Annotated in this window: 21 protein-coding genes; 16 read left to right on the top strand and 5 right to left on the bottom strand. The window is 71.2% G+C overall.

Annotated elements, in window-relative coordinates; genetic code table 11:
- Window positions 1–56: 56 nt before the first annotated feature.
- Window positions 57–3,044 (top strand): ATP-binding protein, encoded by a 2,988-nt coding sequence (locus tag ACW14X_RS01775; protein WP_457164491.1) that lies wholly within the window; start codon window positions 57–59, stop codon window positions 3,042–3,044.
- A gap of 13 nt (window positions 3,045–3,057) precedes the next feature.
- On the opposite strand, the gene ACW14X_RS01770 is transcribed toward ACW14X_RS01775, so the two are convergent.
- From ACW14X_RS01770 to ACW14X_RS01755, 4 genes are all read right to left on the bottom strand, one after another.
- Window positions 3,058–3,876 carry an ABC transporter permease gene (locus ACW14X_RS01770; RefSeq protein ID WP_350839445.1) on the bottom strand — a complete coding sequence of 273 codons (819 nt, stop codon included), beginning with the start codon at window positions 3,874–3,876 and terminating at the stop codon, window positions 3,058–3,060.
- A 1-nt stretch (window position 3,877) separates the two neighbouring features.
- Window positions 3,878–4,888, bottom strand: coding sequence for an ATP-binding cassette domain-containing protein (locus ACW14X_RS01765; RefSeq protein ID WP_457164490.1), 1,011 nt, complete (start codon window positions 4,886–4,888; stop codon window positions 3,878–3,880).
- Between the two features lie 80 nt (window positions 4,889–4,968).
- The gene (locus ACW14X_RS01760) at window positions 4,969–5,523 is read right to left on the bottom strand and encodes an LOG family protein (RefSeq protein ID WP_457164489.1); all 555 of its coding nucleotides are present in this window, start codon (window positions 5,521–5,523) and stop codon (window positions 4,969–4,971) included.
- Between the two features lie 10 nt (window positions 5,524–5,533).
- Complete coding sequence (locus ACW14X_RS01755) at window positions 5,534–6,367, bottom strand: maleylpyruvate isomerase family mycothiol-dependent enzyme (protein WP_457164488.1); 834 nt, start codon at window positions 6,365–6,367, stop codon at window positions 5,534–5,536.
- Between the two features lie 74 nt (window positions 6,368–6,441).
- On the opposite strand from ACW14X_RS01755, the gene argC reads away from it, so the two are divergent.
- The 10 genes from argC (at window position 6,442) to ACW14X_RS01705 (ending at window position 15,521) form a co-directional block, all read left to right on the top strand.
- The gene (argC, locus tag ACW14X_RS01750) at window positions 6,442–7,479 is read left to right on the top strand and encodes an N-acetyl-gamma-glutamyl-phosphate reductase (RefSeq protein WP_457164487.1); all 1,038 of its coding nucleotides are present in this window, start codon (window positions 6,442–6,444) and stop codon (window positions 7,477–7,479) included.
- Window positions 7,476–8,417 carry an acetylglutamate kinase gene (argB, locus tag ACW14X_RS01745; protein WP_400462467.1) on the top strand — a complete coding sequence of 314 codons (942 nt, stop codon included), beginning with the start codon at window positions 7,476–7,478 and terminating at the stop codon, window positions 8,415–8,417. Before argC ends, argB begins: the two co-directional genes overlap by 4 nt.
- On the top strand, window positions 8,414–9,595 hold the full coding sequence (locus tag ACW14X_RS01740) for an acetylornithine transaminase (RefSeq protein WP_457164486.1): 1,182 nt from the start codon (window positions 8,414–8,416) through the stop codon (window positions 9,593–9,595). Before argB ends, ACW14X_RS01740 begins: the two co-directional genes overlap by 4 nt.
- Entirely contained in the window at window positions 9,592–10,515 is a 924-nt protein-coding gene (gene argF, locus ACW14X_RS01735) for an ornithine carbamoyltransferase (RefSeq protein ID WP_160023808.1), read from the top strand. The genes ACW14X_RS01740 and argF overlap by 4 nt, the downstream gene beginning before the upstream one ends.
- On the top strand, window positions 10,512–11,039 hold the full coding sequence (locus ACW14X_RS01730; RefSeq protein ID WP_160023788.1) for an arginine repressor: 528 nt from the start codon (window positions 10,512–10,514) through the stop codon (window positions 11,037–11,039). Before argF ends, ACW14X_RS01730 begins: the two co-directional genes overlap by 4 nt.
- A 25-nt stretch (window positions 11,040–11,064) precedes the next feature.
- On the top strand, window positions 11,065–12,522 hold the full coding sequence (argG, locus tag ACW14X_RS01725) for an argininosuccinate synthase (RefSeq protein WP_457164485.1): 1,458 nt from the start codon (window positions 11,065–11,067) through the stop codon (window positions 12,520–12,522).
- Entirely contained in the window at window positions 12,522–12,992 is a 471-nt protein-coding gene (locus tag ACW14X_RS01720) for an NUDIX hydrolase (RefSeq protein WP_457164484.1), read from the top strand. Before argG ends, ACW14X_RS01720 begins: the two co-directional genes overlap by 1 nt.
- Window positions 12,989–14,410: an argininosuccinate lyase gene (argH, locus tag ACW14X_RS01715; protein WP_457164483.1), complete on the top strand. Its 1,422-nt coding sequence runs from the start codon at window positions 12,989–12,991 to the stop codon at window positions 14,408–14,410. Before ACW14X_RS01720 ends, argH begins: the two co-directional genes overlap by 4 nt.
- Window positions 14,411–14,442: 32 nt before the next feature.
- Entirely contained in the window at window positions 14,443–14,979 is a 537-nt protein-coding gene (locus ACW14X_RS01710; protein ID WP_457164482.1) for a DNA-3-methyladenine glycosylase, read from the top strand.
- 122 nt (window positions 14,980–15,101) lie between these two features.
- The gene (locus ACW14X_RS01705; RefSeq protein ID WP_160023780.1) at window positions 15,102–15,521 is read left to right on the top strand and encodes a single-stranded DNA-binding protein; all 420 of its coding nucleotides are present in this window, start codon (window positions 15,102–15,104) and stop codon (window positions 15,519–15,521) included.
- On the opposite strand, the gene ACW14X_RS01700 is transcribed toward ACW14X_RS01705, so the two are convergent.
- A complete protein-coding gene (locus ACW14X_RS01700; RefSeq protein WP_457164481.1) occupies window positions 15,518–16,678 on the bottom strand; it encodes a DUF1015 family protein in 1,161 nt (386 codons plus the stop codon). The genes ACW14X_RS01705 and ACW14X_RS01700 overlap by 4 nt on opposite strands.
- 64 nt (window positions 16,679–16,742) lie before the next feature.
- Here ACW14X_RS01700 and ACW14X_RS01695 point away from each other — a divergent pair, with 64 nt between their 5' ends.
- The 5 genes from ACW14X_RS01695 (at window position 16,743) to recN (ending at window position 21,767) form a co-directional block, all read left to right on the top strand.
- Window positions 16,743–17,792, top strand: coding sequence for an HAD-IIA family hydrolase (locus ACW14X_RS01695; protein ID WP_160023776.1), 1,050 nt, complete (start codon window positions 16,743–16,745; stop codon window positions 17,790–17,792).
- Entirely contained in the window at window positions 17,789–18,061 is a 273-nt protein-coding gene (locus tag ACW14X_RS01690; RefSeq protein ID WP_350839465.1) for a molybdopterin-binding protein, read from the top strand. Before ACW14X_RS01695 ends, ACW14X_RS01690 begins: the two co-directional genes overlap by 4 nt.
- An 11-nt stretch (window positions 18,062–18,072) precedes the next feature.
- Window positions 18,073–18,936: a TlyA family RNA methyltransferase gene (locus tag ACW14X_RS01685; RefSeq protein WP_160023772.1), complete on the top strand. Its 864-nt coding sequence runs from the start codon at window positions 18,073–18,075 to the stop codon at window positions 18,934–18,936.
- Window positions 18,937–19,015: 79 nt separating this feature from the next.
- Entirely contained in the window at window positions 19,016–20,011 is a 996-nt protein-coding gene (locus ACW14X_RS01680) for an NAD kinase (RefSeq protein WP_457164480.1), read from the top strand.
- Window positions 20,004–21,767, top strand: coding sequence for a DNA repair protein RecN (gene recN / locus ACW14X_RS01675; protein ID WP_457164479.1), 1,764 nt, complete (start codon window positions 20,004–20,006; stop codon window positions 21,765–21,767). The genes ACW14X_RS01680 and recN overlap by 8 nt, the downstream gene beginning before the upstream one ends.
- The last annotated feature ends 73 nt before the right edge of the window (window positions 21,768–21,840 follow it).

Genomic DNA, 21,840 nt, shown 5'->3' with positions numbered 1-21,840 from the left:
GGAAGGTCCGATAATCCCGTACGTACGCGATATATCGCTATGACAGAATGGCGGCTGTGACGACGCTGAGTGTGCTGGACGAGGTCACCTGGGCGGGCGCGCCGGTGGCCGGCGAGCGGACCCGGGCGCTGCTGCGCGCGCTGGTCGAGGCCGGTCCGCGAGGTGCCTCCGAGGCTGCTCTGGTCGAGGAGGTCTGGGGGCGTGACGACGTCCCGGCGCATCCCTCGAAGGCGCTCCAGGTGGTGGTCTCCCGGGCCCGGACGGCGACCGCGTCCAGCGCCATCGAGCGTACGCCGCGGGGCTACCGCCTCAACCTCCAGGCCGGTGAGGTCGACGCCTGGTCGCTGCGTCCGGAGGCGCTGAGGCTGGCCGCCGAGAAGAGGTACGCCGAGGCGCTTCCGCTCCTCGAACGGCTCGTCGGGCTCGACCCCGACGAGGAGGTGATCGAGGCGGTGCTGCGGGCGGTCGCCGCGGTGCATGGTGTGCCGGCGGCGCTGGAGCGCTTCGAGACGTACCGGACCGGGCTGGCCGACGGACTCGGCGTCGACCCGAGCCCACGGCTGCGGGCCGTCCACGCCGAGCTGCTGGCGCGCGACCGCCCGGTGCGCTCGGGGCTGCGTCATGACGCGGACGTGCTGATCGGTCGCGAGCAGGACGCCGCCGAGGTCTCCGCCCTGCTGAAGGGCTCGCGGGTCGTCACGATCCTCGGGCCCGGCGGACTGGGGAAGACCAGCCTGGCCCAGGTGATCGCCCACGGCGCCGAGCAGCCGGTGGTCCACTTCGTCGAGCTGGTCGGCGTGACCGCTCCCGAGGACGTGGTCAGCGAGGTCGGCTCGGCTCTCGGCGTGCGCGACTCGGTCGCCCACCGTGACCGGCTCACTCCCGATCAGCGGGCCGACGTACGCTCGCGGATCGCGCAGCAACTCGACGGTGTGCCGACCCTGCTCGTCCTCGACAACTGCGAGCACATCGTGGCCGCCGTCGCCGACCTGGTCGCCTTCCTGGTCGCGACGGTGCGCGACCTGACCGTCCTCACCACCTCGCGGAGCCCGCTCGCCATCGGCGCGGAGCGGGTCTACCCGCTCGGCCGGCTGGGGACGTACGACGGCAGCGAGCTGTTCCGGCGCCGTGCGGTCGCCGCGCGGCCCGGGGTCCACCTCGACGAGGTGCGGGTCGACGAGATCGTCACCCGGCTCGACGGCCTGCCGCTGGCGATCGAGCTGGCCGCGGTCAAGGTGCGCGCGATGTCGGTCGACGACATCGCGCGGCGGCTGGAGAACCGGTTCGAGCTGCTGCGCGGTGGCGACCGCAGCGCTCCCGACCGTCACCAGACCCTGGTCGCGGTCATCGACTGGTCCTGGATTCTTCTGTCCGACCGTGACCGGAGGGCGATGCGCTGGCTCTCGGTCTTCCACGACGGGTTCACCCTCGCGGCCGCGGAGGCGATGCTCGGCGCCGACACGTTCGCCGCGATCGAGGAGCTCGTCGACCAGTCGCTGCTGACCGTCGTCGACGCACCGCTGGGGTCCCGCTACCGGATGCTCGAGACCGTCCGCGAGTTCGGCCGGATGCAGCTGATCGACGCCGGCGAGGAGACCGCGGCCCGAGCGGCCCAGCGCGCGTGGGCACGGGACTACGCCGACGCGAGCGCCGGCCGGATCTACTCCCCGGAGCAGTTCGACGCCATGGACGAGCTGCGCGCCGAGGAGAGCAACCTCGCCGACATCCTGCGCCAGGTCCTGGCCGACGACGAGGCCGAGTCGGTGATCCGTCTCTTCTGCGCGATGGGTGTCTTCTGGACCATCGCGGGCGAGCACCAGCGGGTGATCATGCTGGCCGCACCGGTCGCCGATCTGCTCGTCGAGTGGGAGCCGCCTCCCGAGTTGCTGGAGAAGACCCGGCTCGTCCTGGCCCTGCTGCTCTTCGGCGCCGCCGTCACCGGCGGCTCCGGGCTCGAGCGGCTGATGAGGATCCTCGACCGGATCGGCGCCGACGCCGCGGACCCACAGCTCAGGGTGATGCTGAAGGTCATGCAGGCGATGGCGAGCACCGTCGCCGGATCCGCGACCGACTCTCGGGCCGGCCGGCCGCTGGAGGACGAGCTGGCCGATCTGGTCGACGACCCCGACCAGGACGTACGCGCTCGTGCCTACACCTTCCTCAGCCACGAGCGGGAGAACCTCGGCGACCCTGAGGGTGCGGTCGCCGCGGGGAGGGAGGCGCTGCGCCTGACCGGCACTGACGGCGGCCTGTGGCCCCAGGCGATGCTGCACGCCCAGCTCAGTGGCCTCTATGCCCAGCTCGGCCGTCTCGGCGAGGCGGCCGAGCACGCCCGCGAGGCCGTCCCGGTCCTGCGCCGTCTCGGTGCCGACGACGACCTCGTCCAGACCCGCGCCATCCTGGTGACGTACGCCGTGGAGCAGGGCCGCCTCGAGGAGGCCGCCGAGATCCTCGCCCAGCTCGCCGACGAGCAGCCGCACGGCGGCTTCGGCTCACGCGGCGCCGTCCACGGCGCCCGCGCCCAGCTCCTCCTCGCCCAGGGGCGGATCGGCGAGGGGCTGGCGCTGTTCCGGGAGGTGGTGGCGACGATGGGCGAGATGCCGTTCCCGGGGTTCACCGACGACGCCGACCTGGTGCCGTGGCGCGTGGCGGCCGAGGCGGTCACGGTGGTCGCCTGCGCCCGCCACGGTGAGGGCGCGGAGGGCTCCGACCTCTTCGAGGCTCTGATGGTCAAGGCGCCGCGACTGGTCTCCGAGGAGCGCCGAGCCCAGGACTATCCCGTCACCGGCATGGTGCTGCTCGCGCTCGGGCTCTGGGGCCTGCTGCGGGACGCGCTGCCGCGCGAGGAGTCGGTGCGGCTGGTCGTGTTGGCCGACCGGTTCGGCTACTCCCGCTCGTTCCTGGACATGCGCTGGGAGCGTGCGGTCGCTGACGCGAACCGGCTCGCGCCGGGCGTACTGGATCGGGTCTGCGAGGAGTACGGCGAACGCCGCGGGCTCGCCCTGCTGGACGAGGCCCGCGGCGTCATCGCGCGCCTGGAGTGAGACCTGGGAGCGGTCAGAGCTTCTTGCTGTAGCTCCACACCGAGAGCGGGGCGAAGATCGCGACGACCGCGGCGCAGCCGACGAGCGCCCACACGACGCTCAGGGTGACGTCGCCGGCGTTCATCAGGTCGCGGGTGGCGTTGATGACCAGCGTGACCGGGTTGAGGTCGACGAAGGTCTGCAGCCAGTCGGGCATCGTCTCCTTCGGTACGAACGCGGGGGAGAGGAAGGTCAGCGGGAACATGATCATCATGCCCAGGCCCTGCACCCCGCCCGCGGTCTTCATGATCGTGCCGAGCCAGGTGAAGATCCAGCTCAGCGACCAGCCGGCGAAGATGGTCAGCGCCCAGCCGGCGAGCACCCCGCCGACCCCGCCACCGGGCCGGTAGCCCATCAGCAGGCCGACCACGATGGTCAGCGTCGCGGCGATCCCGTAGCGGAGCAGGTCCGCGACGGCGGGGCCGGCCAGCGGCGCGATCCGGGCGATCGGGAGCGCCTTGAACCGGTCGAAGACGCCCTTGTCCATGTCCTCCCGCAGCTGGGTGCCGCGAGCCATCGAGGCGGTCAGCGCGGTCTGGGCCAGGATGCCGGTGATGATGGTCGGCAGGTACGACTTGACGTCACCGGAGATCGCCCCGCCGAAGATGTAGGCGAACATCGCGGTGAACAGCAGCGGCTGGATCGTCACGTCGAAGAACTGCTCGGGGTTGCGCATCATCTTGATCAGCGCGCGCCGGGCCATGGTGAACGTCTGGGCGATCGTCTCGCCCACACCGGGGTGCGTCTTGAGCGGGCGGTCGGCGACGGCGTACGTGGAGATCAGTGCAGCCATCTCAGGCCACCTCCTCGGTGTGGATGTCGGTGTGGATGTCGGTCCGGCCCCGGTCTTGGGGGCTGTCGGTGCCGTGACCGGTCAGGGCGAGGAAAACCTCGTCCAGGGTCGGCTGCTGCACGTTGGCGGTGGTGATTGAGATGCCGGCGTGGCGAAGGCCGATGAGCACGTCGGCTGCTCGGTCGGCATCGGCCAGCGGTACGTTGACACCGCCCGCCTCGGGAGTGAGCACCGGCTGATCGCCGGTGACCTTCTCGACCACAGCGGCGGCCGTGGCGACCTGCGTCTTGTCGCTCAGGCGCAGGTGCAGCGTGGAGTTGCCGACGGAGGTCTTGAGCTGCTCCGAGGTGCCTTCGGCGACCTTGACGCCGCGGTCGATGACCGCGATCCGGTCGGCGAGCTGGTCGGCCTCGTCGAGGTACTGCGTGGTGAGCAGGACGGTGGAGCCGCCGGCGACCAGCGTACGGATGGTGTCCCACATCTGGCCCCGGGTGCGGGGGTCCAGGCCGGTGGTCGGCTCGTCGAGGAAGATCAGCGGCGGGCGGGACAGGAGCGAGGCGGCGAGGTCGAGGCGACGGCGCATGCCGCCGGAGAACTTCGAGATCTGCCGCTTGGCGGCCTCCTGGAGCCCGAAGGACTCCAGCAGCTCCTCCGAGGCGGCCCGGGCGGACTTGCCGGACATGCCCAGCAGGCGTCCGAAGAGGACCAGGTTCTCGGTGGCGGTGAGGTTCTCGTCGACGGAGGCGTACTGCCCCGTCACGCCGACGAGCTGACGGACCTGGTGGGGGTTCGCCTTGACGTCGACCCCGAAGATCTCCGCCTTGCCGGCATCGATCGGGAGCAGGGTCGCGAGCATCTTCAAGGTGGTGGTCTTGCCGGCGCCGTTGGGGCCGAGCACGCCGAAGACCTCTCCGCGGCGGATCTCGAGGTCGATCCCGTCGACCGCGGTGAAGTCTCCGAAGGTCTTGACCAGACCTGAGGCCGATACGGCCAGTTCGGTGGTGGTTGTCATGCTCCCAGGGTGTGGGGCGCCGGTTTCAGGGCGCCTTCACCGTGGTTTCACGACAGCCGGCCCGGTTTCAGTGGCCGGTTTCAGCGGGCGGCAGCCAGGCGGGCGAGGACGTCGTCGAGATCCTCGCCCACCACCAGCGACTCCGCGGGGGAGCCGTGCAGGAAGCCTGCCGCGGCGATGCGCTCCATCATCTCCACGAACGGGTCCCAGAAGCCGTTGACGTTGAACAGGCCGACCGGCTTCCCGTGCAGCGAGAGGGTCTGCCAGGTCCAGACCTCGAAGAGCTCCTCGAGGGTGCCGATCCCGCCGGGGAGCGCGAGGAACGCGTCGGCGCGCTCGGCCATGAGCGCCTTGCGCTCGTGCATGGTGTCGACCACGACCGTCTGCATCCCCGGCGCGCCTTCGACGCGACCCCACTCACGTTCGACCATGAACCGTGGGATCACGCCGAAGACCCTGCCGTCGCCGTCGATCGCGCCCTGGGAGATCTGGCCCATCAGGCCTCCGCCGCCCGCTCCGTAGACCAGCTCGATCTCGCGCTCGGCGAGGCCCTTGCCGACCTCGTAGGCCTTCTCCATGAGCGCCGGGTCGTTGCCGTCGCGGGAGCCGAGAAAGACCGCCAGATGCTTGATCATGGGCGTGAGGTTAGTCGTCGTCGGTGATCGCCTGGTTCGTCAACGCGCGGAAGCGCTCGTAGACGTCCTTGTCACCGGTGACCTGGATGCCCTCGTCGTCCCGCCGGCGCCAGAGCCAGGCGTCCAGGTCGGCCGCGGTGCCCTTGATGACCACGTCGGGCTCGGTGCCGCCGGGTATGGCGTCCGGGGAGACGACGCTGAGGTCGGGCTCGTCCTCCAGGCTGTCGCCGTTGGGGCGGGTGCCGGAGACGAGGCCCAGCTCGACCCAGGTCTGGGTGTCGGTGTCGACCGCGTCGACGCGTACGTACTGGCCGCCGCCGGTGAACCTCGCCCAGTCGGGCTTGCCGCCGTAGAAGACGTCGAGGATCTCGTCGATCCCGTCGGCGGCCAGGGCCGGGTCGAGCGGCGTCACGGCGCCGGCGGTGAGCTCCGCGTCGAGGCGGTGGATGAGGATCTCGTGGGCCTGCCTGCGGTAGGTGAAGGCGGCGGTCTGGTCCGGCGACCAGGACCAGGTGGGCTCCTCGGGCCCGGTCTGCTCCAGGGTCTTGATGAACCTGGCGTTGAGGTCGTCGAAGTGGGCGAGCAGGTCCTGGTAGGTCGCGTCCTCCGGGCGCTCCGGCTCGGAGTAGGTCTCGCTGGTGGGCTCGGACGGCCGAGTCTCCAGGACGTACGTCCAGAAGTGCTGAACCTCGGCGGCGACGTGCCACAGCAGGTCGGCGGCGGTCCAGTCCGGTGCGGTCGGCACCGGGGTGGTGGGGTCCGTGTCTGCGAGTACGGCACGGAAGCGCGCCGACTCCGACCGGATGTGGTCGAGGTAGGCGGTGGGGGTGAGGCGGGTTGTCATGGAGCGAACACTAAGGGCCCGCGTCTCAATCTCCGAACGGGTTTTGCGACATACATGCAGACTGACGTATGTTCATGCACATGACGAAGAAGCGCGTCGCCGTCGCCGGTGCCAGTGGATATGCCGGAGGTGAGCTGCTCAGGCTGCTGCTGGCCCACCCCGAGGTGGAGATCGGCGCCCTGACCGCCGCCTCCAGCGCGGGCAAGACCCTGGGGAGCCTCCAGCCCCACCTGATCCCGCTCGCCGACCGAGTTCTGGAGCCCACCACCGCCGAGACCCTGGCCGGTCACGACGTCGTCTTCCTGGCGCTGCCGCACGGCGAGTCCGGCCCGATCGCGGCAGGCCTTCCCGATGACGTGGTCGTGATCGACTGCGGCGCCGACTTCCGGCTCGCCGACGCCGAGACGTGGACGAAGTTCTACGGCACCGACCACGCCGGCACCTGGCCCTACGGGCTCCCCGAACTCCCCGGACAGCGGGCAGCGCTCGCCTCGGCCAGCCGGGTCGCGGTGCCGGGCTGCTTCCCGACCGTCTCCACCCTGGCCCTCGCCCCTGCGATCGAGGCCGGCATCGTCGAGCCCGAGGTCGTCGTGGTCGCCGCCACCGGCGCCAGCGGCGCGGGGAAGTCGTCCAAGCCCCACCTGATCGGTGCCGAGGTCATGGGCAACGTCAGCGCCTACGGCGTCGGCGGCGTCCACCGGCACACCCCCGAGATCGTCCAGAACCTCTCCGGACTCATCGACTGCGAGGTGTCGGTCTCCTTCACCCCGGTGCTGGTGCCGATGCCGCGCGGCATCCTGGCGACCTGCTCCGCGAAGCTCAATGACGGCGTGACGGCGGCCGATGCGCGTGCGGTCTTCGAGAAGGCGTACGCGGAGGAGCCCTTCGTCCACCTTCTGCCCGAGGGGCAGTGGCCGCAGACCCAGGCCGTGCTCGGGTCCAACGCGGTCGTCCTCCAGGTGACCGTCGACGAGGCCGCCGGGCGGCTGGTCGTGGTCGGCGCCGAGGACAACCTCGCCAAGGGCACCGCCGGGGGCGCGATCCAGTGCATGAACCTCGCGCTCGGGCTCGACGAGACCATGGGCCTGACCACGGTGGGAGTCGCGCCGTGATCGACCTGGAGACCGTCGCCCACGAGCCCGGTCGGCCCGACCCCGCCAAGGCCCGCACACTGGCCGGCGCCCTGCCGTGGCTGAAGGAGTATCACGGCAAGATCGTCGTGGTGAAGTACGGCGGCAACGCCATGACCGACGACAAGCTCAAGCGTGCCTTCGCCGAGGACATCGCCTTCATGCGGTTCGCCGGCTTCAAGCCGGTCGTCGTGCACGGCGGCGGCCCCCAGATCTCGAGCATGCTCGACCGGCTCGGCATCGAGTCGGAGTTCCGCGGCGGGCTGCGGGTGACCACCCCCGAGGCCATGGACGTGGTCCGGATGGTCCTGGTCGGCCAGGTGCAGCGCGAGCTCGTCGGACTGATCAACGAGCACGGCCCGCTGGCCGTCGGGCTCTCCGGCGAGGACGCCGGACTCTTCACCGCCGAGCCGGCCAGCACCATCATCGACGGTGAGGAGATCGACCTCGGCCAGGTCGGCGAGGTCGTCGACGTACGTCCCGAATCGGTCCTCGACATCATCGAGGCCGGCCGGATCCCGGTCGTCTCCAGCGTCGCGCCCGACGTCGACGGCGCCGTCTACAACGTCAACGCCGACCGCGCGGCCTCGGCGCTGGCGGTCGCGCTCGAGGCGGAGAAGCTGCTGGTGCTGACCGACGTCGAGGGTCTCTACCTCGACTGGCCCGACCCCGAGGAGGTCATCGGGGAGATCAGTCCCGAGGCGCTGGAGGGCATCCTGCCCGAGCTGGCCAGCGGGATGATTCCGAAGATGAGCGCCTGCCTGGAGGCGGTCAAGGGCGGCGTCAAGCGCGCCACCGTCGTCGACGGCCGCGCCGAGCACGCCGTACTGCTGGAGCTGTTCACCGCCGAGGGGGTCGGCACGCAGGTGCTCCCCGGCGTCACCACGAAGACCCGCAAGGCAAGGGAGCTCGACAAATGACGACGTACTCTGAGCGCTACGCCGACGCGCTGATGAACACCTTCGGCACTCCCAAGCTGGTCCTCACCCGAGGCGAGGGTGCCCACGTGTGGGACGAGGACGGCAAGGAGTACGTCGACCTGCTGGCCGGCATCGCGGTCAACGCCCTCGGGCACGCCCACCCGGCGCTGGTCTCCGCGGTGACCTCCCAGATGGAGTCCCTCGGCCACGTCTCCAACTTCTTCACCTCCCACCCCCAGGTCGAGCTGGCCGAGGCGCTGCTCGCCCGGGTCCCCGGCGGCGAGACCGGCCGGGTCTTCTTCACCAACTCCGGCACCGAGGCCAACGAGGCCGGCTTCAAGCTGACCCGGCGCACCGGGCGGACGCACATCGTGGCTGCCCAGGGCGCCTTCCACGGCCGCTCGATGGGCGCCCTGGCGCTGACCGCCAAGGAGGCCTACCGGAAGCCGTTCGAACCGCTGCCGGGCGAGGTCACCTTCGTCCCCTACGGCGACGCTTCCGCGTTGGCGGCGGCCGTGACCGACGAGACCGCGGCGATCATCCTGGAGCCGATCCAGGGCGAGGCCGGCGTCATCGTGCCGCCCGCCGACTATCTCGCGGCTGCGCGGGCCGTGGCCGACGAGCACGGCGCGCTGCTCTGGCTCGACGAGGTCCAGTCCGGCCTGGGCCGCACCGGCCGCTGGTTCGCCCACGAGACCTCCGGGGTCACCGCCGACATCGTCACCCTCGCCAAGGGGCTCGGCGGCGGCTTCCCGATCGGTGCCTGCATCGGTCTGGGCCGGGCCGCGACGCTCTTCGAGCCCGGCAACCACGGCACCACCTTCGGTGGCAACCCGGTCGCCTGCGCCGCAGGTCTCGCGGTGATCGACACCATCGAGGCCGACGGGCTCCTCGAGCACGTCACCGTGCTCGGCCAGAAGCTGCGCGACGGCCTCGCCGCCGACCCGCGGGTCACCAGGGTCGACGGGGAGGGCCTCTTCATCGGAGTGGTCCTCGCCGGTCTCGACTCGGGCGCTGTCGCCGCGGCCGCCCTCGAGGCGGGCTTCATCCTCAACAACGCGACGCCCGAGCGGATCCGGATCGTGCCGCCGCTCGTGCTCACCGAGGACGACGCCGAGAGCCTCCTGGCCGCCTGGCCGTCCATCCTCGACGCGGCCCAGGAAACGGGGGCGAGATGACCAGACACTTCCTCCGCGACGACGACCTCACCCCGGCCGAGCAGGCCGAGGTGCTGGCGCTCGCGGCAGCGATGAAGCAGGACCCCTACGCCGCCAAGCCGCTCGCCGGCCCGGTGACCGTGGCCACGATCTACGACAAGCCGACGCTGCGCACCCAGGCGTCGTTCTCCTCCGGGATCGCCGAGCTCGGTGGCCACTCGATGCTCGTCGACGGCCGCCTGGCCGGGATCGGCGAGCGGGAGTCCGTCGCCGACGTCGCCCGGGTCCTCGGCCGGCAGGCGGGCGAGATCGTGTGGCGTACGTTCGCCCAGACCGACCTCGAGCAGATGGCCGCCCACTCCGGGGTCCCGGTCGTCAACGCGCTCACCGACGAGTTCCACCCCTGCCAACTGCTCGCCGACCTGCAGACGCTGCGCGAGCACAAGGGATCGCTGGCCGGCCTGACCGCGGCCTTCCTCGGCGACGCGGCCTGCAACATGGGCAACTCCTGGGCGCTGGCGGGGGCAATCGCCGGGATGCACGTCCGGTTCGGGGCGCCCGAGGGCTACGCGCCCGATGCGGAGGTGCTGGTCCGGGCCAAGGAGATCGCCGAGGAGACCGGCGGCTCGGTCACCGTGACCTCGGATCCGGTCGCGGCGGCAGCCGGGGCCGACGTACTCATCACCGACACCTGGGTCTCGATGGGCAAGGAGAGCGAGGCGGCCGCGCGGGTCGCGGTGTTCTCGCCCTACGCGCTCACCACCGACCTGCTCGGCCACGCCGACCCCGAAGCTGTTGTGCTGCACTGCCTGCCCGCCTACCGCGGCAAGGAGATCGAGGCCGAGGTGCTCGACGGTCCGCGCAGCCTGGTGTGGGACGAGGCGGAGAACCGGCGCCACGCCCAGAAGGCGATCCTGGCCTTCCTGTGGGAGCGACGATGACCACCAACGAGACGCAGCGGCCGGCGACCAAGGGGGCGCGCCAGTCCCTGATCGTGGACATCATCTGGAGCAAGGAGATCCGGTCCCAGACCGAGCTCTCCGAGGCGTTGTTCGCCCACGGGGTCAACGTCACCCAGGCGACCCTCTCGCGTGATCTGGACGAGCTCGACGCGGTGAAGGTGCGGGCGCCTTCGGGCGCGCTGGTCTACGCGGTCCCCGGTGAGGGTGGCGACCGCACGGCGGTCGCCCCGGGGGAGTCGGCCAGCGGACGCAGCAAGCTCGGCCGACTCGCCCGAGAGCTCCTGGTGAGCGCCGACGGCAGCGGCAACCTCGTGGTGCTGCGTACTCCTGCAGGGGGTGCCCAGTACTTCGCCTCCGCGATCGACCGGGCCGAATATCCCGACATCCTCGGCACCATCGCCGGCGACGACACCGTGCTCGTCATCGGCCGCGAGCCCAAGGGCGGCGCAGCGCTCGTCAACCGCTTCCTCAGCCTCGCCGGCAAGACCACAGACATTCCGTAAGTTTCAGAGCAAGGAGCAACATCTCGTGAGCAAGGTCCTGACCTCCCTTCCCAAGGGTGAGCGCGTCGGCATCGCCTTCTCCGGAGGTCTCGACACCTCCGTGGCGGTCGCCTGGATGCGCGACAAGGGCGCGGTTCCGTGCACCTACACCGCCGACATCGGGCAGTACGACGAGCCCGACATCTCCGGTGTCCCGGACCGCGCGATGGCCTACGGCGCCGAGATCGCCCGCGCCATCGACATCAAGCCGCAGCTCGTCGAGGAGGGCCTGGCCGCGCTCGCCTGCGGTGCCTTCCACATCCGCTCCGGTGGCCGTGCCTACTTCAACACCACGCCTCTGGGGCGTGCGGTGACCGGCACGATGCTGGTGCGTGCGATGCAGGCCGACAACGTCAACATCTGGGGCGACGGGTCGACCTTCAAGGGCAACGACATCGAGCGGTTCTACCGCTACGGCCTGATGGCCAACCCCGAGCTGCGCATCTACAAGCCGTGGCTCGACGCCGACTTCGTCCACGAGCTCGGTGGACGCCACGAGATGTCGGAGTGGCTGGTCGCGCACAACCTGCCCTACCGCGACTCCACCGAGAAGGCGTACTCCACCGACGCCAACATCTGGGGCGCCACCCACGAGGCCAAGACCCTGGAGCACCTCGACGTCTCGCTGGAGACGGTCGAGCCGATCATGGGCGTGAAGTTCTGGGACCCCTCGGTCGCCATCGAGACCGAGGACGTCTCGGTGACCTTCGTCGAGGGCCGCCCGGTGGCGATCAACGGTCAGTCGTTCTCCGATCCGGTGGCGCTGGTCTACGAGGCCAACGCGATCGGCGGTCGTCACGGCCTGGGGATGTCGGACCAGATCGAGAACCGGATCATCGAGGCCAAGTCCCGCGGCATCTACGAGGCGCCGGGCATGGCGCTGCTGTGGGCGGCCTACGAGCGGCTGCTCAACGCGGTGCACAACGAGGACACCATGTCCAACTACTACAACGAGGGCCGCAAGCTCGGCCGGCTGCTGTACGAGGGCCGCTGGCTCGACCCGCAGGCGCTGATGCTGCGCGAGTCGATCCAGCGCTGGATCGCCTCGCTGGTCTCGGGCACGGTCACCCTGCGGCTGCGCCGGGGTGAGGACTACACGGTGTTGAACACCGAGGGTTCCCACTTCTCCTACCACCCCGAGAAGCTCTCCATGGAGCGCGTCGAGAACGCCGCCTTCGGTCCCGTCGACCGCATCGGCCAGCTCACCATGCGCAACCTCGACATCGCCGACTCCCGCTCCAAGCTCGAGATCTACGCCGGCCACCCCCTCGACCAGGGCACCGTGCTCGTCGAGAACGGCACCCTCTTCGGCGAGCTGCCCGCCGGCGGCTTCGACCGCATCGCGGCGACCGACGGCAAGCCCATCGCCGTGCTGCCGGTCGAGGAGCAGGTCCTGGACGAGAGCGTCCTGGACGAGGCCGCGCTGGAGGCGGGCAACGACTGATGGTGCGTGTGCACCGCGAGTCCGCGCGGGTTCTCCCGGTCAGTGCCGACGGTGAGGTGCTCCTCCTGCAGGACACCGACCCGGGGAACCCGTCGCGGGGCGCCTACTGGACCAGCATCGGGGGCGCCATCGACCCCGGCGAGGACGCGGTCGGCGCTGCCGCGCGGGAGCTGTGGGAGGAGGCCGGCATCCGGGTCCAGCCCGAGGCACTCGTCGGCCCTGTCCAGATCCACGCCGACGAGTACAGCTGGAACGGCGTCGACTACAGCGGCCACAACGCCTACTTCGCCCTCGTGCTCGAACGTCAGGTCGAGGTCAGCTTCGCAAACCTGGAGCCGATCGAGGTCGCATCGGTCGTCCAGGCCGGCTGGTGGACACCGGACAAGCTTCGCGCCGAGGGCACCGCGACCCCGGGCGCACTTCCTGACATCATGGAGATCGCCATCAAAGCCGTACGAGGAGAGTCGTGACCACGCCTGCCAACACCACCAACGAGGGCAAGCTCTGGGGCGGCCGGTTCGCCGGTGGTCCGTCGCCGGAGCTCGAGGCGCTCTCGCGCTCGACGCAGTTCGACTGGCGGCTGGCGCTCTACGACATCGCCGGGTCCCACGCCCACGCGAAGGCGCTGGGGGCGGCTGGGCTGCTCACCGGTGACGAGGAGAACGAGATTCACCGGGGTCTGGACGTCCTCGCCGACCGGTTCACTGCCGGACGGCTGCTTCCGGCTGCCTCGGACGAGGACGTACACGGTGCGCTGGAGCGGCTGCTCATCGAGGAGATCGGTCCCGACGTCGGGGGCAAGCTGCGGGCCGGGCGCTCGCGCAACGACCAGATCGCCACTCTCTTCCGGAGCTATCTGCTCGACCACGAGCGGGTGCTGCGGGGGCTCGTGCTCGATCTCATCGACGCGCTCGCGGCGCAGGCCGACGAGAACATGGGCGCGATCATGCCGGGACGTACGCACCTCCAGCACGCTCAGCCGGTGCTGCTCTCCCACCACCTGATGGCCCACGCCTGGTCGCTGCTGCGCGACGTCTCTCGGCTCGACGACTGGCAGAGCCGGGTCGTGTGCGACTCGCCGTACGGGTCCGGGGCGCTCGCGGGGCAGTCGCTCGGGCTCGACCCCGAGCTGGTCGCCTCCGAGCTCGGCTTCACCGGCTCGAGCGCGAACTCGATCGACGGGACGGCTTCGCGTGACTTCGTGGCCGAGTTCGCCTACGTGTGCGCTCAGATCGGGGTCGACGTCAGTCGGATCGCCGAGGAGATCATCCTGTGGGCGACCAAGGAGTTCGACTTCGTCACGCTGCACGACTCGTGGTCGACGGGGTCGAGCATCATGCCGCAGAAGAAGAACCCCGACATCTCCGAGCTCGCCCGCGGCAAGGCCGGACGACTGGTCGGCAACCTGACCGGGCTGCTGACGACGCTGAAGGCGCTGCCGCTGGCGTACAACCGCGACCTGCAGGAGGACAAGGAGCCGGTCTTCGACTCCCTGGACACCCTCGAGGTCCTGCTCCCGGCCTTCACCGGCCAGGTCGCGACGCTGGTCTACAACACCGACCGGATGGCAGAGCTCGCCCCTCAGGGCTTCTCGCTGGCCACCGACATCGCCGAGTGGCTGGTCCGGCAGGGCACGCCGTTCCGGATCGCGCACGAGCTCGCCGGCGCCTGTGTCCAGGCGGCGGAGAAGCGCGGCGTGGAGCTGGACGCGCTCACCGACGAGGAGTTCGCGACGATCTCGCCGGCGCTGACTCCAGACGTACGCCTGGTGCTGACCATCGAGGGGTCGGTCGCATCCCGCGACGGCCGCGGTGGCACCGCTCCCGACCGGGTCGCCGAGCAGCTCGCCGAGCTCCGGGCCAAGGCAGCCGGGTTCCGTACGTCGTAGTGCTCGCGAGCCTGTTGAACCAGCGCCCCGAGGTGACCGCTCCGCGGCTCCTCGGGGCGACGCTGTCCTTCGACGGCGTGAAGGTGCGACTCACCGAGGTCGAGGCGTACGCGGCCGACGATCCCGGCTCGCACGCCTTCCGAGGCGAGACGAACCGCAACCGGGTGATGTTCGGGCCGCCAGGGCGGCTCTATGTCTACTTCACCTACGGGATGCACCACTGCGCCAACCTGGTCTGCCATCCGGAGGGCGAGCCCGGCGCGATCCTGCTGCGTGCCGGCGAGATCATCGAGGGGATCGAGGTCGCCCGGGAACGACGTGGAGCGGTACGCGACGTCGATCTCGCCCGGGGACCCGCGCGACTCTGCTCGGCGCTCGGGATCGATCTGACGATGGACGGGACCACCGACTTCGAGCTGGACCTGGCGCCGGCCGACACGTGGGCGGCGATCGAGATCGCGGCCGGGCCACGCGTCGGGCTGCGGCTCGCTCCGGACCGTCCCTGGCGTTTCTGGGTCGCAGGCGACCCGACGGTTTCGCCCTACCGGCCGGCGAAAGCCCTCCGATAGCTGGCCGGACGGGCCGATGACCGTCCACAGGCCCGGTTCGGGCCGCGGTTCTCCACAGGCCGCATCGGCCCGGGCGGAACTGTCGGTGACCCTGATCAGGATGGTGGTCGGAGGTGATCGAGATGACGGTCGCAAGGGTAGAGAAGGAGCCATCACCGGACGATGGCGAGCGGATGGGGCCGGCCGGCGGGCTGGCGACGGTCAACGAGGTGCGGTTGATCGGCAGGTTGTCGCTGGCCGCTGAGGAGAAGGAGCTGCCGAGCGGAGATCAGCTGACCGCGTTCCGGGTGGTCGTCAACAGGCCGCGCGACAAACGCCGGGGGAGCCGGGTGCAGATCGACGCGCTCGAGTGTCACACCTGGGTTGCCCGGGTCCGGCGAGCGGCGATGACCTGGCAGGTCGGAGACGTCATCGAGGTCAACGGCTCCCTGCGTCGCCGGTTCTTCAAGACCGGCGGCCGGCTGCAGTCGATGACCGAGGTGGAGGTCTCGTCGGCCAGACGGGTGAGCCGGGCAGCCGCCGCGGCCAGGCAGGCCAGCTAGTGGCGCGATTTCTCCAGCCGTGCCGAGTCCAGGAGGCGGATGAGCACGCCGGGGTGCGGCTTGGGCTGGAACGAGGTCGCCTTCTCCGGCAGCAGCTGCCCGATCGATGCCGAGGAGAGGATGGTGTCGAAGGTCGGTGCCGCCAGCAGCACGGCGACGTCGCGACCCGGGCGGGCCCGCTTCAGCGCGGCGTCGACCTGGTGGGCGTGCAGCACCCGCGACGGCTGCCGCCGCAGCTCGGGGAGGACGCGGTCGTGCAGATAGCCGACATCACCGGTGATCGGGGTGTTGGCGGTGTCGACGTCGAGGGTGGCCCAGCCCCGGCCGTCGCTGAGCACGACGACACCGGGCCCGAGCCGGCTCAGGGCGGCGTCGCGGCTGCCGGCGGTCCACTCGGCGCCGACGGACTCGGCCGCGGCCCGTAGGTCGCGCAGGTTCACCCCGGCAAGCACCCGATGGATCGCGCCGAGCTGCAACGGCGTGTCGTCCTGGTCGATCAGCATCGCCAGGCCGAAGTCGGTCGCGGCGCCGTCGCCGGGTTCGGCGAGCCCTTGGAGCTCGGCGTACGCCGCGTAGCGGTGGTGTCCGTCGGCGATCAGTGCCTGCTGGCTCGCCCATGCCTTGCGCAGCTGCCCGATCAGCGCCTCGTCGGTGATCGCCCAGACGCGATGGTGCTGGCCGCCGTGGTCGTCGTACTGCTCCTCGGGCGTGCCGCTCTGCACCCGGTCGAGGAGCGCCGCGATGCCGTCGGGCGCGTGGTAGGTGAGCAGGATCGGCGCCGGGTGCACCCGCATCTGCCGCATCCGCGAGGCGAGCTGCTCGGCCTGGGCGGTGCGTACGCCCTCGTGGGGGATCACTGCGGCGTCAGCGGGGTCGTCGGTGCGGTGCGAGACGTCGAGGATCCCGACGACGCCGCGCACGGTGATCCCGGCGGCGGTGTACTCGTGGAGGTAGAGCGCGAGGTCCTGGTGCTGGCGCAGATCGCCGCGCGCCAGCCATGAGCTGATCCGGGAGGCGACCCCCCGATAGGGGCGGGAGTAGAGCCGTGCGGAGGTCGGGTCCCCGATCCGTGAAGGGGCCAGCGAGAGCGCTCGAAACGGCTCCAGGCGCAGCGGACGCCCGAGGTACGGCGCCCTGACCACACCCGTATCGTCCATCCGCACATCGTAGGGTCACACTGGTGCCATTCGCCGAACCCCCGACTCAGAGAAGGAACTTCGTGTGCTGACCGGCCATCAGTTGAAAGGCTCAGCCGAGCCGCTCGCCGCCGCCCACGACGTGGCGATGCTCGACCTCGACGGCGTGGTCTACATCGGGGGCACAGCGGTCCGGCGCGCCCCCGAGTCGCTCGCCGCGGCGCGCGAGGCCGGGCTCAGGCTGGCGTTCATCACCAACAACGCCGCCCGGCCTCCGGCCAAGGTCGCTGAGAACATCCGCAACCTGGGGATCGAGGCGACCGCCGAGGACGTGGTCACCTCCGCCCAGGCCGCTGCGCGGGTCCTGGCCGAGCGGCTCGCCCCGGGGGCGAAGGTCGTCAACCTGGGCGCCGCGGGCCTGCGCGAGCCGCTCGAGGCCGCCGGCCTGGTGCCGGTGGCCGTCGACGAGGACGCCGAGGCGATCGTCACCGGCTACAACCCCGAGCTGCTGTGGAAGGACATCCTGCGCGCGGCCGTGCGGATCAAGGACGGGCTTTTCTGGGTCGCCAGCAACACCGACATGACCTTCCCGGCGGCCTACGGGATCGCGCCTGGCCACGGTGTCCTGGTCGACACGCTGCGTCGATTCTCGGGCGTCGAGCCGGTCGTGGCGGGGAAGCCGTCGCGACCCCTGCTGGAGGAGACCATCCGGCGCACCGAGGCCGATCACCCGCTGATGGTCGGCGACCGGCTCGACACCGACATCGAGGGCGGTCGCAACGCCGGCATCGACACGCTGCTGGTGCTCACCGGCGTCACCGGGCTCGAAGACCTCGTCGCGGCCGAGCCGCGGCGACGGCCCTCCTACATCTCCGCCGACCTGGGCGGGCTGCTGGAGACCCACGCGGCGCCGGAGATCGACGGCACGACCGCGCGGCTCGGCGGCTGGACGGCAGAGGTACGCGACGGAGAGCTGCAGGTCACCGGCGAAGGGAGCCCCGACGACTGGTGGCGAGTGGCCGCGGCCAGTGCCTGGGCACACCTGGACGCCACCGGATCGGTGGCCACGATCGGTGCACAGGCCGTGCCGCCTGGCCCGGATGCCGACGGCGGGACGGTAGTCTCAGCCCCATGAGCGAGCAGCATTTCGACGAGACTCCGGCTGAGGCCTCGGCCGGGCTGGGTGGCGCGGGCATGGCGCCGCACACCGGTGTCGCCCGCGTCGACGCGGTGCTCGAGACGCTCGACCGGCTCGACGAGCTTCCGTTGGCCGAGCACGTCGGCGTCTTCGAGGCCGCTCACACCGAGCTGCGTCGCGCCCTGGACCCCGACACCGGGGCCCACGACGCGATGGCCCGGATCGCCGCGGCCTCCGGCGAGTCCCAGCCGACCGACCAGCCCTGAGAGGCGAGCGCATGCCTCCTCGCCGCCTGCGTCTCGACGCCGAGCTGGTCCGGCGCAAGCTGGCCCGGTCCCGCGAGCACGCCAGCGAGCTGATCGCCGCCGGCCGCGTCACGGTCTCGGGCAACCGAGCCACCAAGCCGGCCACAGGCGTCACCACCGACGTCGCGATCGTGGTCACCGAAGACCCCGACCGTCCCGACTTCGTCTCCCGCGGCGGCCACAAGCTGGCCGGCGCGCTCGCGGCGTTCGAACCGCTCGGACTCTCGGTCAAGGGCCGCCGCTGTCTGGACGCCGGCGCGTCGACCGGCGGGTTCACCGACGTACTCCTGCGCAACGAGGCCCGGCAGGTCGTCGCCGTCGACGTCGGCTACGGCCAGCTCGCCTGGCGGCTGCAGCAGGACGAGCGGGTCGTCGTCCACGACCGCACCAACATCCGCGACCTCTCCCTCGACGTGGTCGGCGAACCCGTCGACGTCGTCGTCGGTGATCTCTCGTTCATCTCCCTCGAGCTCGTTCTGGACGCGCTGATCCGGGTGACCAGTCCCGACGGTGACCTGGCGCTGATGGTCAAGCCCCAGTTCGAGGTCGGCAAGGACCGGGTCGGCAAGGGTGGCGTGGTCCGCGACCCCGTCCTGCGGGCCGAGGCCGTCAACGCCGTCGCCGCGGCCGCCGCGAGACGCGGCTGGGGCGCACGCGCGGTCACCACCAGCCCGCTCCCGGGCCCCTCGGGCAACGTCGAGTTCTTCCTGTGGCTACGCCGAGGGGAGGCCACCGTCACCGAGGCTGAGATCGAGGAGGCCGTGCGCGAGCAGCGCGGCCTGGAGAGCCCCGCCACCGGGGATGTGTCGGTGCCGTCTGAGAAGGTTGATCCGTGAGCGAGCGCCAGCGAGTGAACCGACCGATCAACACGCGAGCGCGTCCGTATTATCGCGCTTGCGCTACGGGGGTGCTCGCGTGACCGATGCCGACGCCCCTGGCGTGGACCCAGCTCCCGTGGACGCAGCCGAGGTTCGGCGCGTCCTCATGCTCATCCACACCGGGCGGGAGGAGGCCCGCGAGGTCGGTCTCGCCTGTGCCAAGTCGCTCGCGGTCCACGGCATCGTGGTCCGCGTGCTGGCCAGCGAGGCCGCCGACCTGGGCATCGACCCGGCGGCGTACGAACCGAAGCTCGAGCTCGCCACCGACGAGGACGACGCGAGTCGCGACTGCGAGCTGGCGCTCGTCATCGGCGGAGACGGCACCATCCTGCGCGCGGCCGAGATCGTCCAGCCCCACCGCACCCCGGTCCTCGGGGTCAACCTCGGCCATGTCGGGTTCCTGGCCGAGGCGGAGTACGACGACGTCGAGTCGACGATCGAGGCGATCGTTCAGCGTCGCTACACCTCCGAGGACCGCCTCGCGCTCGAGGTCAGCGTCTTCGAGGACGGTCAGAAGGTCTTCCGTACGTTCGCGGTCAACGAGGCCAGCGTCGAGAAGGCCGCGCGCGAGCGGATGCTCGAGGTCGTCGTCGAGATCGACGGCCGGCCGCTGTCGAGGTGGGGCTGCGACGGCGTCGTCTGCGCGACCCCGACCGGCTCGACGGCCTACAACTTCTCCGCCGGCGGCCCGGTCGTGTGGCCCGGCGTCGAGGCGCTGCTGCTGACCCCGATCAGCGCCCACGCGCTCTTCGCGCGGGCCATGGTGGTCGCGCCGACCTCGGTGCTGGCCGTCGAGGTCATCTCACGGGCCGACGGCGCCGGCGTGCTCTGGTGCGACGGCCGGCGTTCCTACGACCTGGGCCCGGGTGCCCGGATCGAGGTCACCCGGGGGGTGGAGCCTGTCAGACTCGTTCGCCTGCACCAGGCCCCGTTCACGGATCGTCTGGTGCGGAAGTTCGGACTGTCTGTGGAGGGATGGCGAGGCGCCGCGGAACGGCGTCCGTTCAGGATGAACGGAGGCGAGAATGCTTGAGGAGATCAGGATCTCCGGACTCGGGATCATCGAGTCCTCGACCCTGGAGCTCGGACCAGGGCTGACCGTGGTGACCGGTGAAACCGGCGCGGGCAAGACCATGATCGTGACCGCGCTCGGGTTGCTGCTCGGCGGCCGCGGCGACGCCGGCTCGGTCCGCAAGGGCAAGAAGGCGGCCCGCGTCGAGGGCGTCATCGATGCCCGGTCGCTGCCCGGCGTCGTCGAGGCGACAGAGGAGGCCGGGGGAGAGGTCGAGGAGGGCCGCGTCCTGGTGGCGCGCACCGTCGCGGCCGAAGGCCGAGCGAGGGCGTACGTCGGGGGAGCGACCGTCCCGGTGGCGACCCTCGGCTCGGTGACCTCACCGCTGGTCGCGGTCCACGGCCAGTCCGACCAGCACCGGCTGCTGCAGCCACGCGCGCAGCGCGACTCGCTGGACCGCTTCGGCGGCGACGCGGTTGCCAAGCTCATCGCGGCCTACAGCGAGATCCACGCCGAGCTCCGAGCCGTCGAGCAAGAGCTCGACGAGGTCACCACCCACGCCCGCGAGCGGGCGCAGGAGGCCGATCTGCTCCGCTTCGGCCTCGGTGAGGTCGAGGAGGTCTCACCGGAGTCCGGCGAGGATGTCACCCTCGCTCAGGAGGAGGAGAAGCTCGGCTACGCCGACACGCTGCGCACCGCCGCCGAGCAGGCCCGCGAGGCGCTCTCCTCGGAGGTCGACGCCCCCGATGCGCTGGGCGCCATCTCCGCCGCGCGCCAGGCTCTCGACGGCGTCCGCGACCACGACCCCGACGCCGCCTCCCTGGCCGACCGTCTCGCGGAGGTCTCCTACCTGCTCTCCGACCTGGCCGCCGACGTCGCCTCCTACGCGACCGCGATCGAGACCGACCCGGCGCGGCTCTCCGTGGTCTCCGAGCGCCGCGCGGCGCTGACCGCGCTGACGAGGAAGTACGGCGAGACCATCGACGAGGTGCTCGCCTGGGCCGAGACCGGCGCCAAGCGACTGCTCGAGCTCGACTCCGACGACGACCGGATCGAGGAGCTCCGTGGGGAGCGCACCCGGCTGCGCGCCGCCCTCGCAGACGCCGGCCTGGCGCTGTCGGCAGCCCGCACCGAGGCGGCCGGCGCTCTGGCCGAGGCGGTCAGCGACGAGCTCACCGGACTGGCGATGCCGCACGCGCGACTGGTGGTGGACGTACGCCAGAAGGAGACCGACGCGCCCGCATCGGAGGACGAGCCGCACGCACCGTTGAAGGTCGGTTCGGGCAAGGACCGCCGCTGGCTGCGCTACGGCTCCAACGGCCTCGACGAGGTCGAGCTGCTGCTGGCCGCCAACACCGGCTCGGAGCCGCGCCCGCTCCACAAGGGCGCCTCCGGCGGTGAGCTCTCCCGGGTGATGCTGGCGATCGAGGTCGTCCTGGCGGCCACCAGCCCGGTCCCGACCTTCGTCTTCGACGAGGTCGACGCGGGCGTCGGCGGCACCGCCGCGGTCGAGATCGGCCGGCGTCTGGCCCACCTCGCCCGCACCGCCCAGGTCCTGGTCGTCACCCACCTGCCCCAGGTCGCCGCCTTCGCCGACCACCACGTCGCCGTCGAGAAGACCAGCGACGGTGTGGTCACCAGCTCCGGCCTCACCGTCCTCGACGACGAGTCCCGCGAACGCGAGCTCTCCCGCATGCTGGCGGGGCTGACGGCCTCCGACACCGCCATCGCGCACGCCCGCGAGCTCCTCGAGGTGGCCCGCGCGGCGAAGGTCTGATCCCGCCGAGACCTCAGTTCTGGCGACCCGAGTCGGTCGTCGTGGCGAACGACACATGCCACAACGACCGACT

The sequence above is a fragment of the Nocardioides sp. YJ-D4 genome (assembly GCF_054031495.1).
Note: the sequence above shows the minus strand (reverse complement) of the source record. Positions and strands in the feature narration are given on the sequence as shown.

What these genes read in the sequence shown, in the direction of transcription:
- ACW14X_RS01705 (WP_160023780.1), top strand. Translation starts at nt 15,102, where the DNA reads ATGACGGTCGCAAGGGTAGAGAAGGAGCCATCACCGGACGATGGCGAG.
- recN (WP_457164479.1), top strand. Translation starts at nt 20,004, where the DNA reads ATGCTTGAGGAGATCAGGATCTCCGGACTCGGGATCATCGAGTCCTCG.
- ACW14X_RS01690 (WP_350839465.1), top strand. Translation starts at nt 17,789, where the DNA reads ATGAGCGAGCAGCATTTCGACGAGACTCCGGCTGAGGCCTCGGCCGGG.
- ACW14X_RS01740 (WP_457164486.1), top strand. Translation starts at nt 8,414, where the DNA reads ATGACGACGTACTCTGAGCGCTACGCCGACGCGCTGATGAACACCTTC.
- ACW14X_RS01730 (WP_160023788.1), top strand. Translation starts at nt 10,512, where the DNA reads ATGACCACCAACGAGACGCAGCGGCCGGCGACCAAGGGGGCGCGCCAG.
- ACW14X_RS01720 (WP_457164484.1), top strand. Translation starts at nt 12,522, where the DNA reads ATGGTGCGTGTGCACCGCGAGTCCGCGCGGGTTCTCCCGGTCAGTGCC.
- ACW14X_RS01700 (WP_457164481.1), bottom strand. Translation starts at nt 16,678, where the DNA reads ATGGACGATACGGGTGTGGTCAGGGCGCCGTACCTCGGGCGTCCGCTG.
- ACW14X_RS01770 (WP_350839445.1), bottom strand. Translation starts at nt 3,876, where the DNA reads ATGGCTGCACTGATCTCCACGTACGCCGTCGCCGACCGCCCGCTCAAG.
- ACW14X_RS01685 (WP_160023772.1), top strand. Translation starts at nt 18,073, where the DNA reads ATGCCTCCTCGCCGCCTGCGTCTCGACGCCGAGCTGGTCCGGCGCAAG.
- ACW14X_RS01765 (WP_457164490.1), bottom strand. Translation starts at nt 4,888, where the DNA reads ATGACAACCACCACCGAACTGGCCGTATCGGCCTCAGGTCTGGTCAAG.
- argF (WP_160023808.1), top strand. Translation starts at nt 9,592, where the DNA reads ATGACCAGACACTTCCTCCGCGACGACGACCTCACCCCGGCCGAGCAG.
- ACW14X_RS01755 (WP_457164488.1), bottom strand. Translation starts at nt 6,367, where the DNA reads ATGACAACCCGCCTCACCCCCACCGCCTACCTCGACCACATCCGGTCG.
- argC (WP_457164487.1), top strand. Translation starts at nt 6,442, where the DNA reads ATGCACATGACGAAGAAGCGCGTCGCCGTCGCCGGTGCCAGTGGATAT.
- ACW14X_RS01760 (WP_457164489.1), bottom strand. Translation starts at nt 5,523, where the DNA reads ATGATCAAGCATCTGGCGGTCTTTCTCGGCTCCCGCGACGGCAACGAC.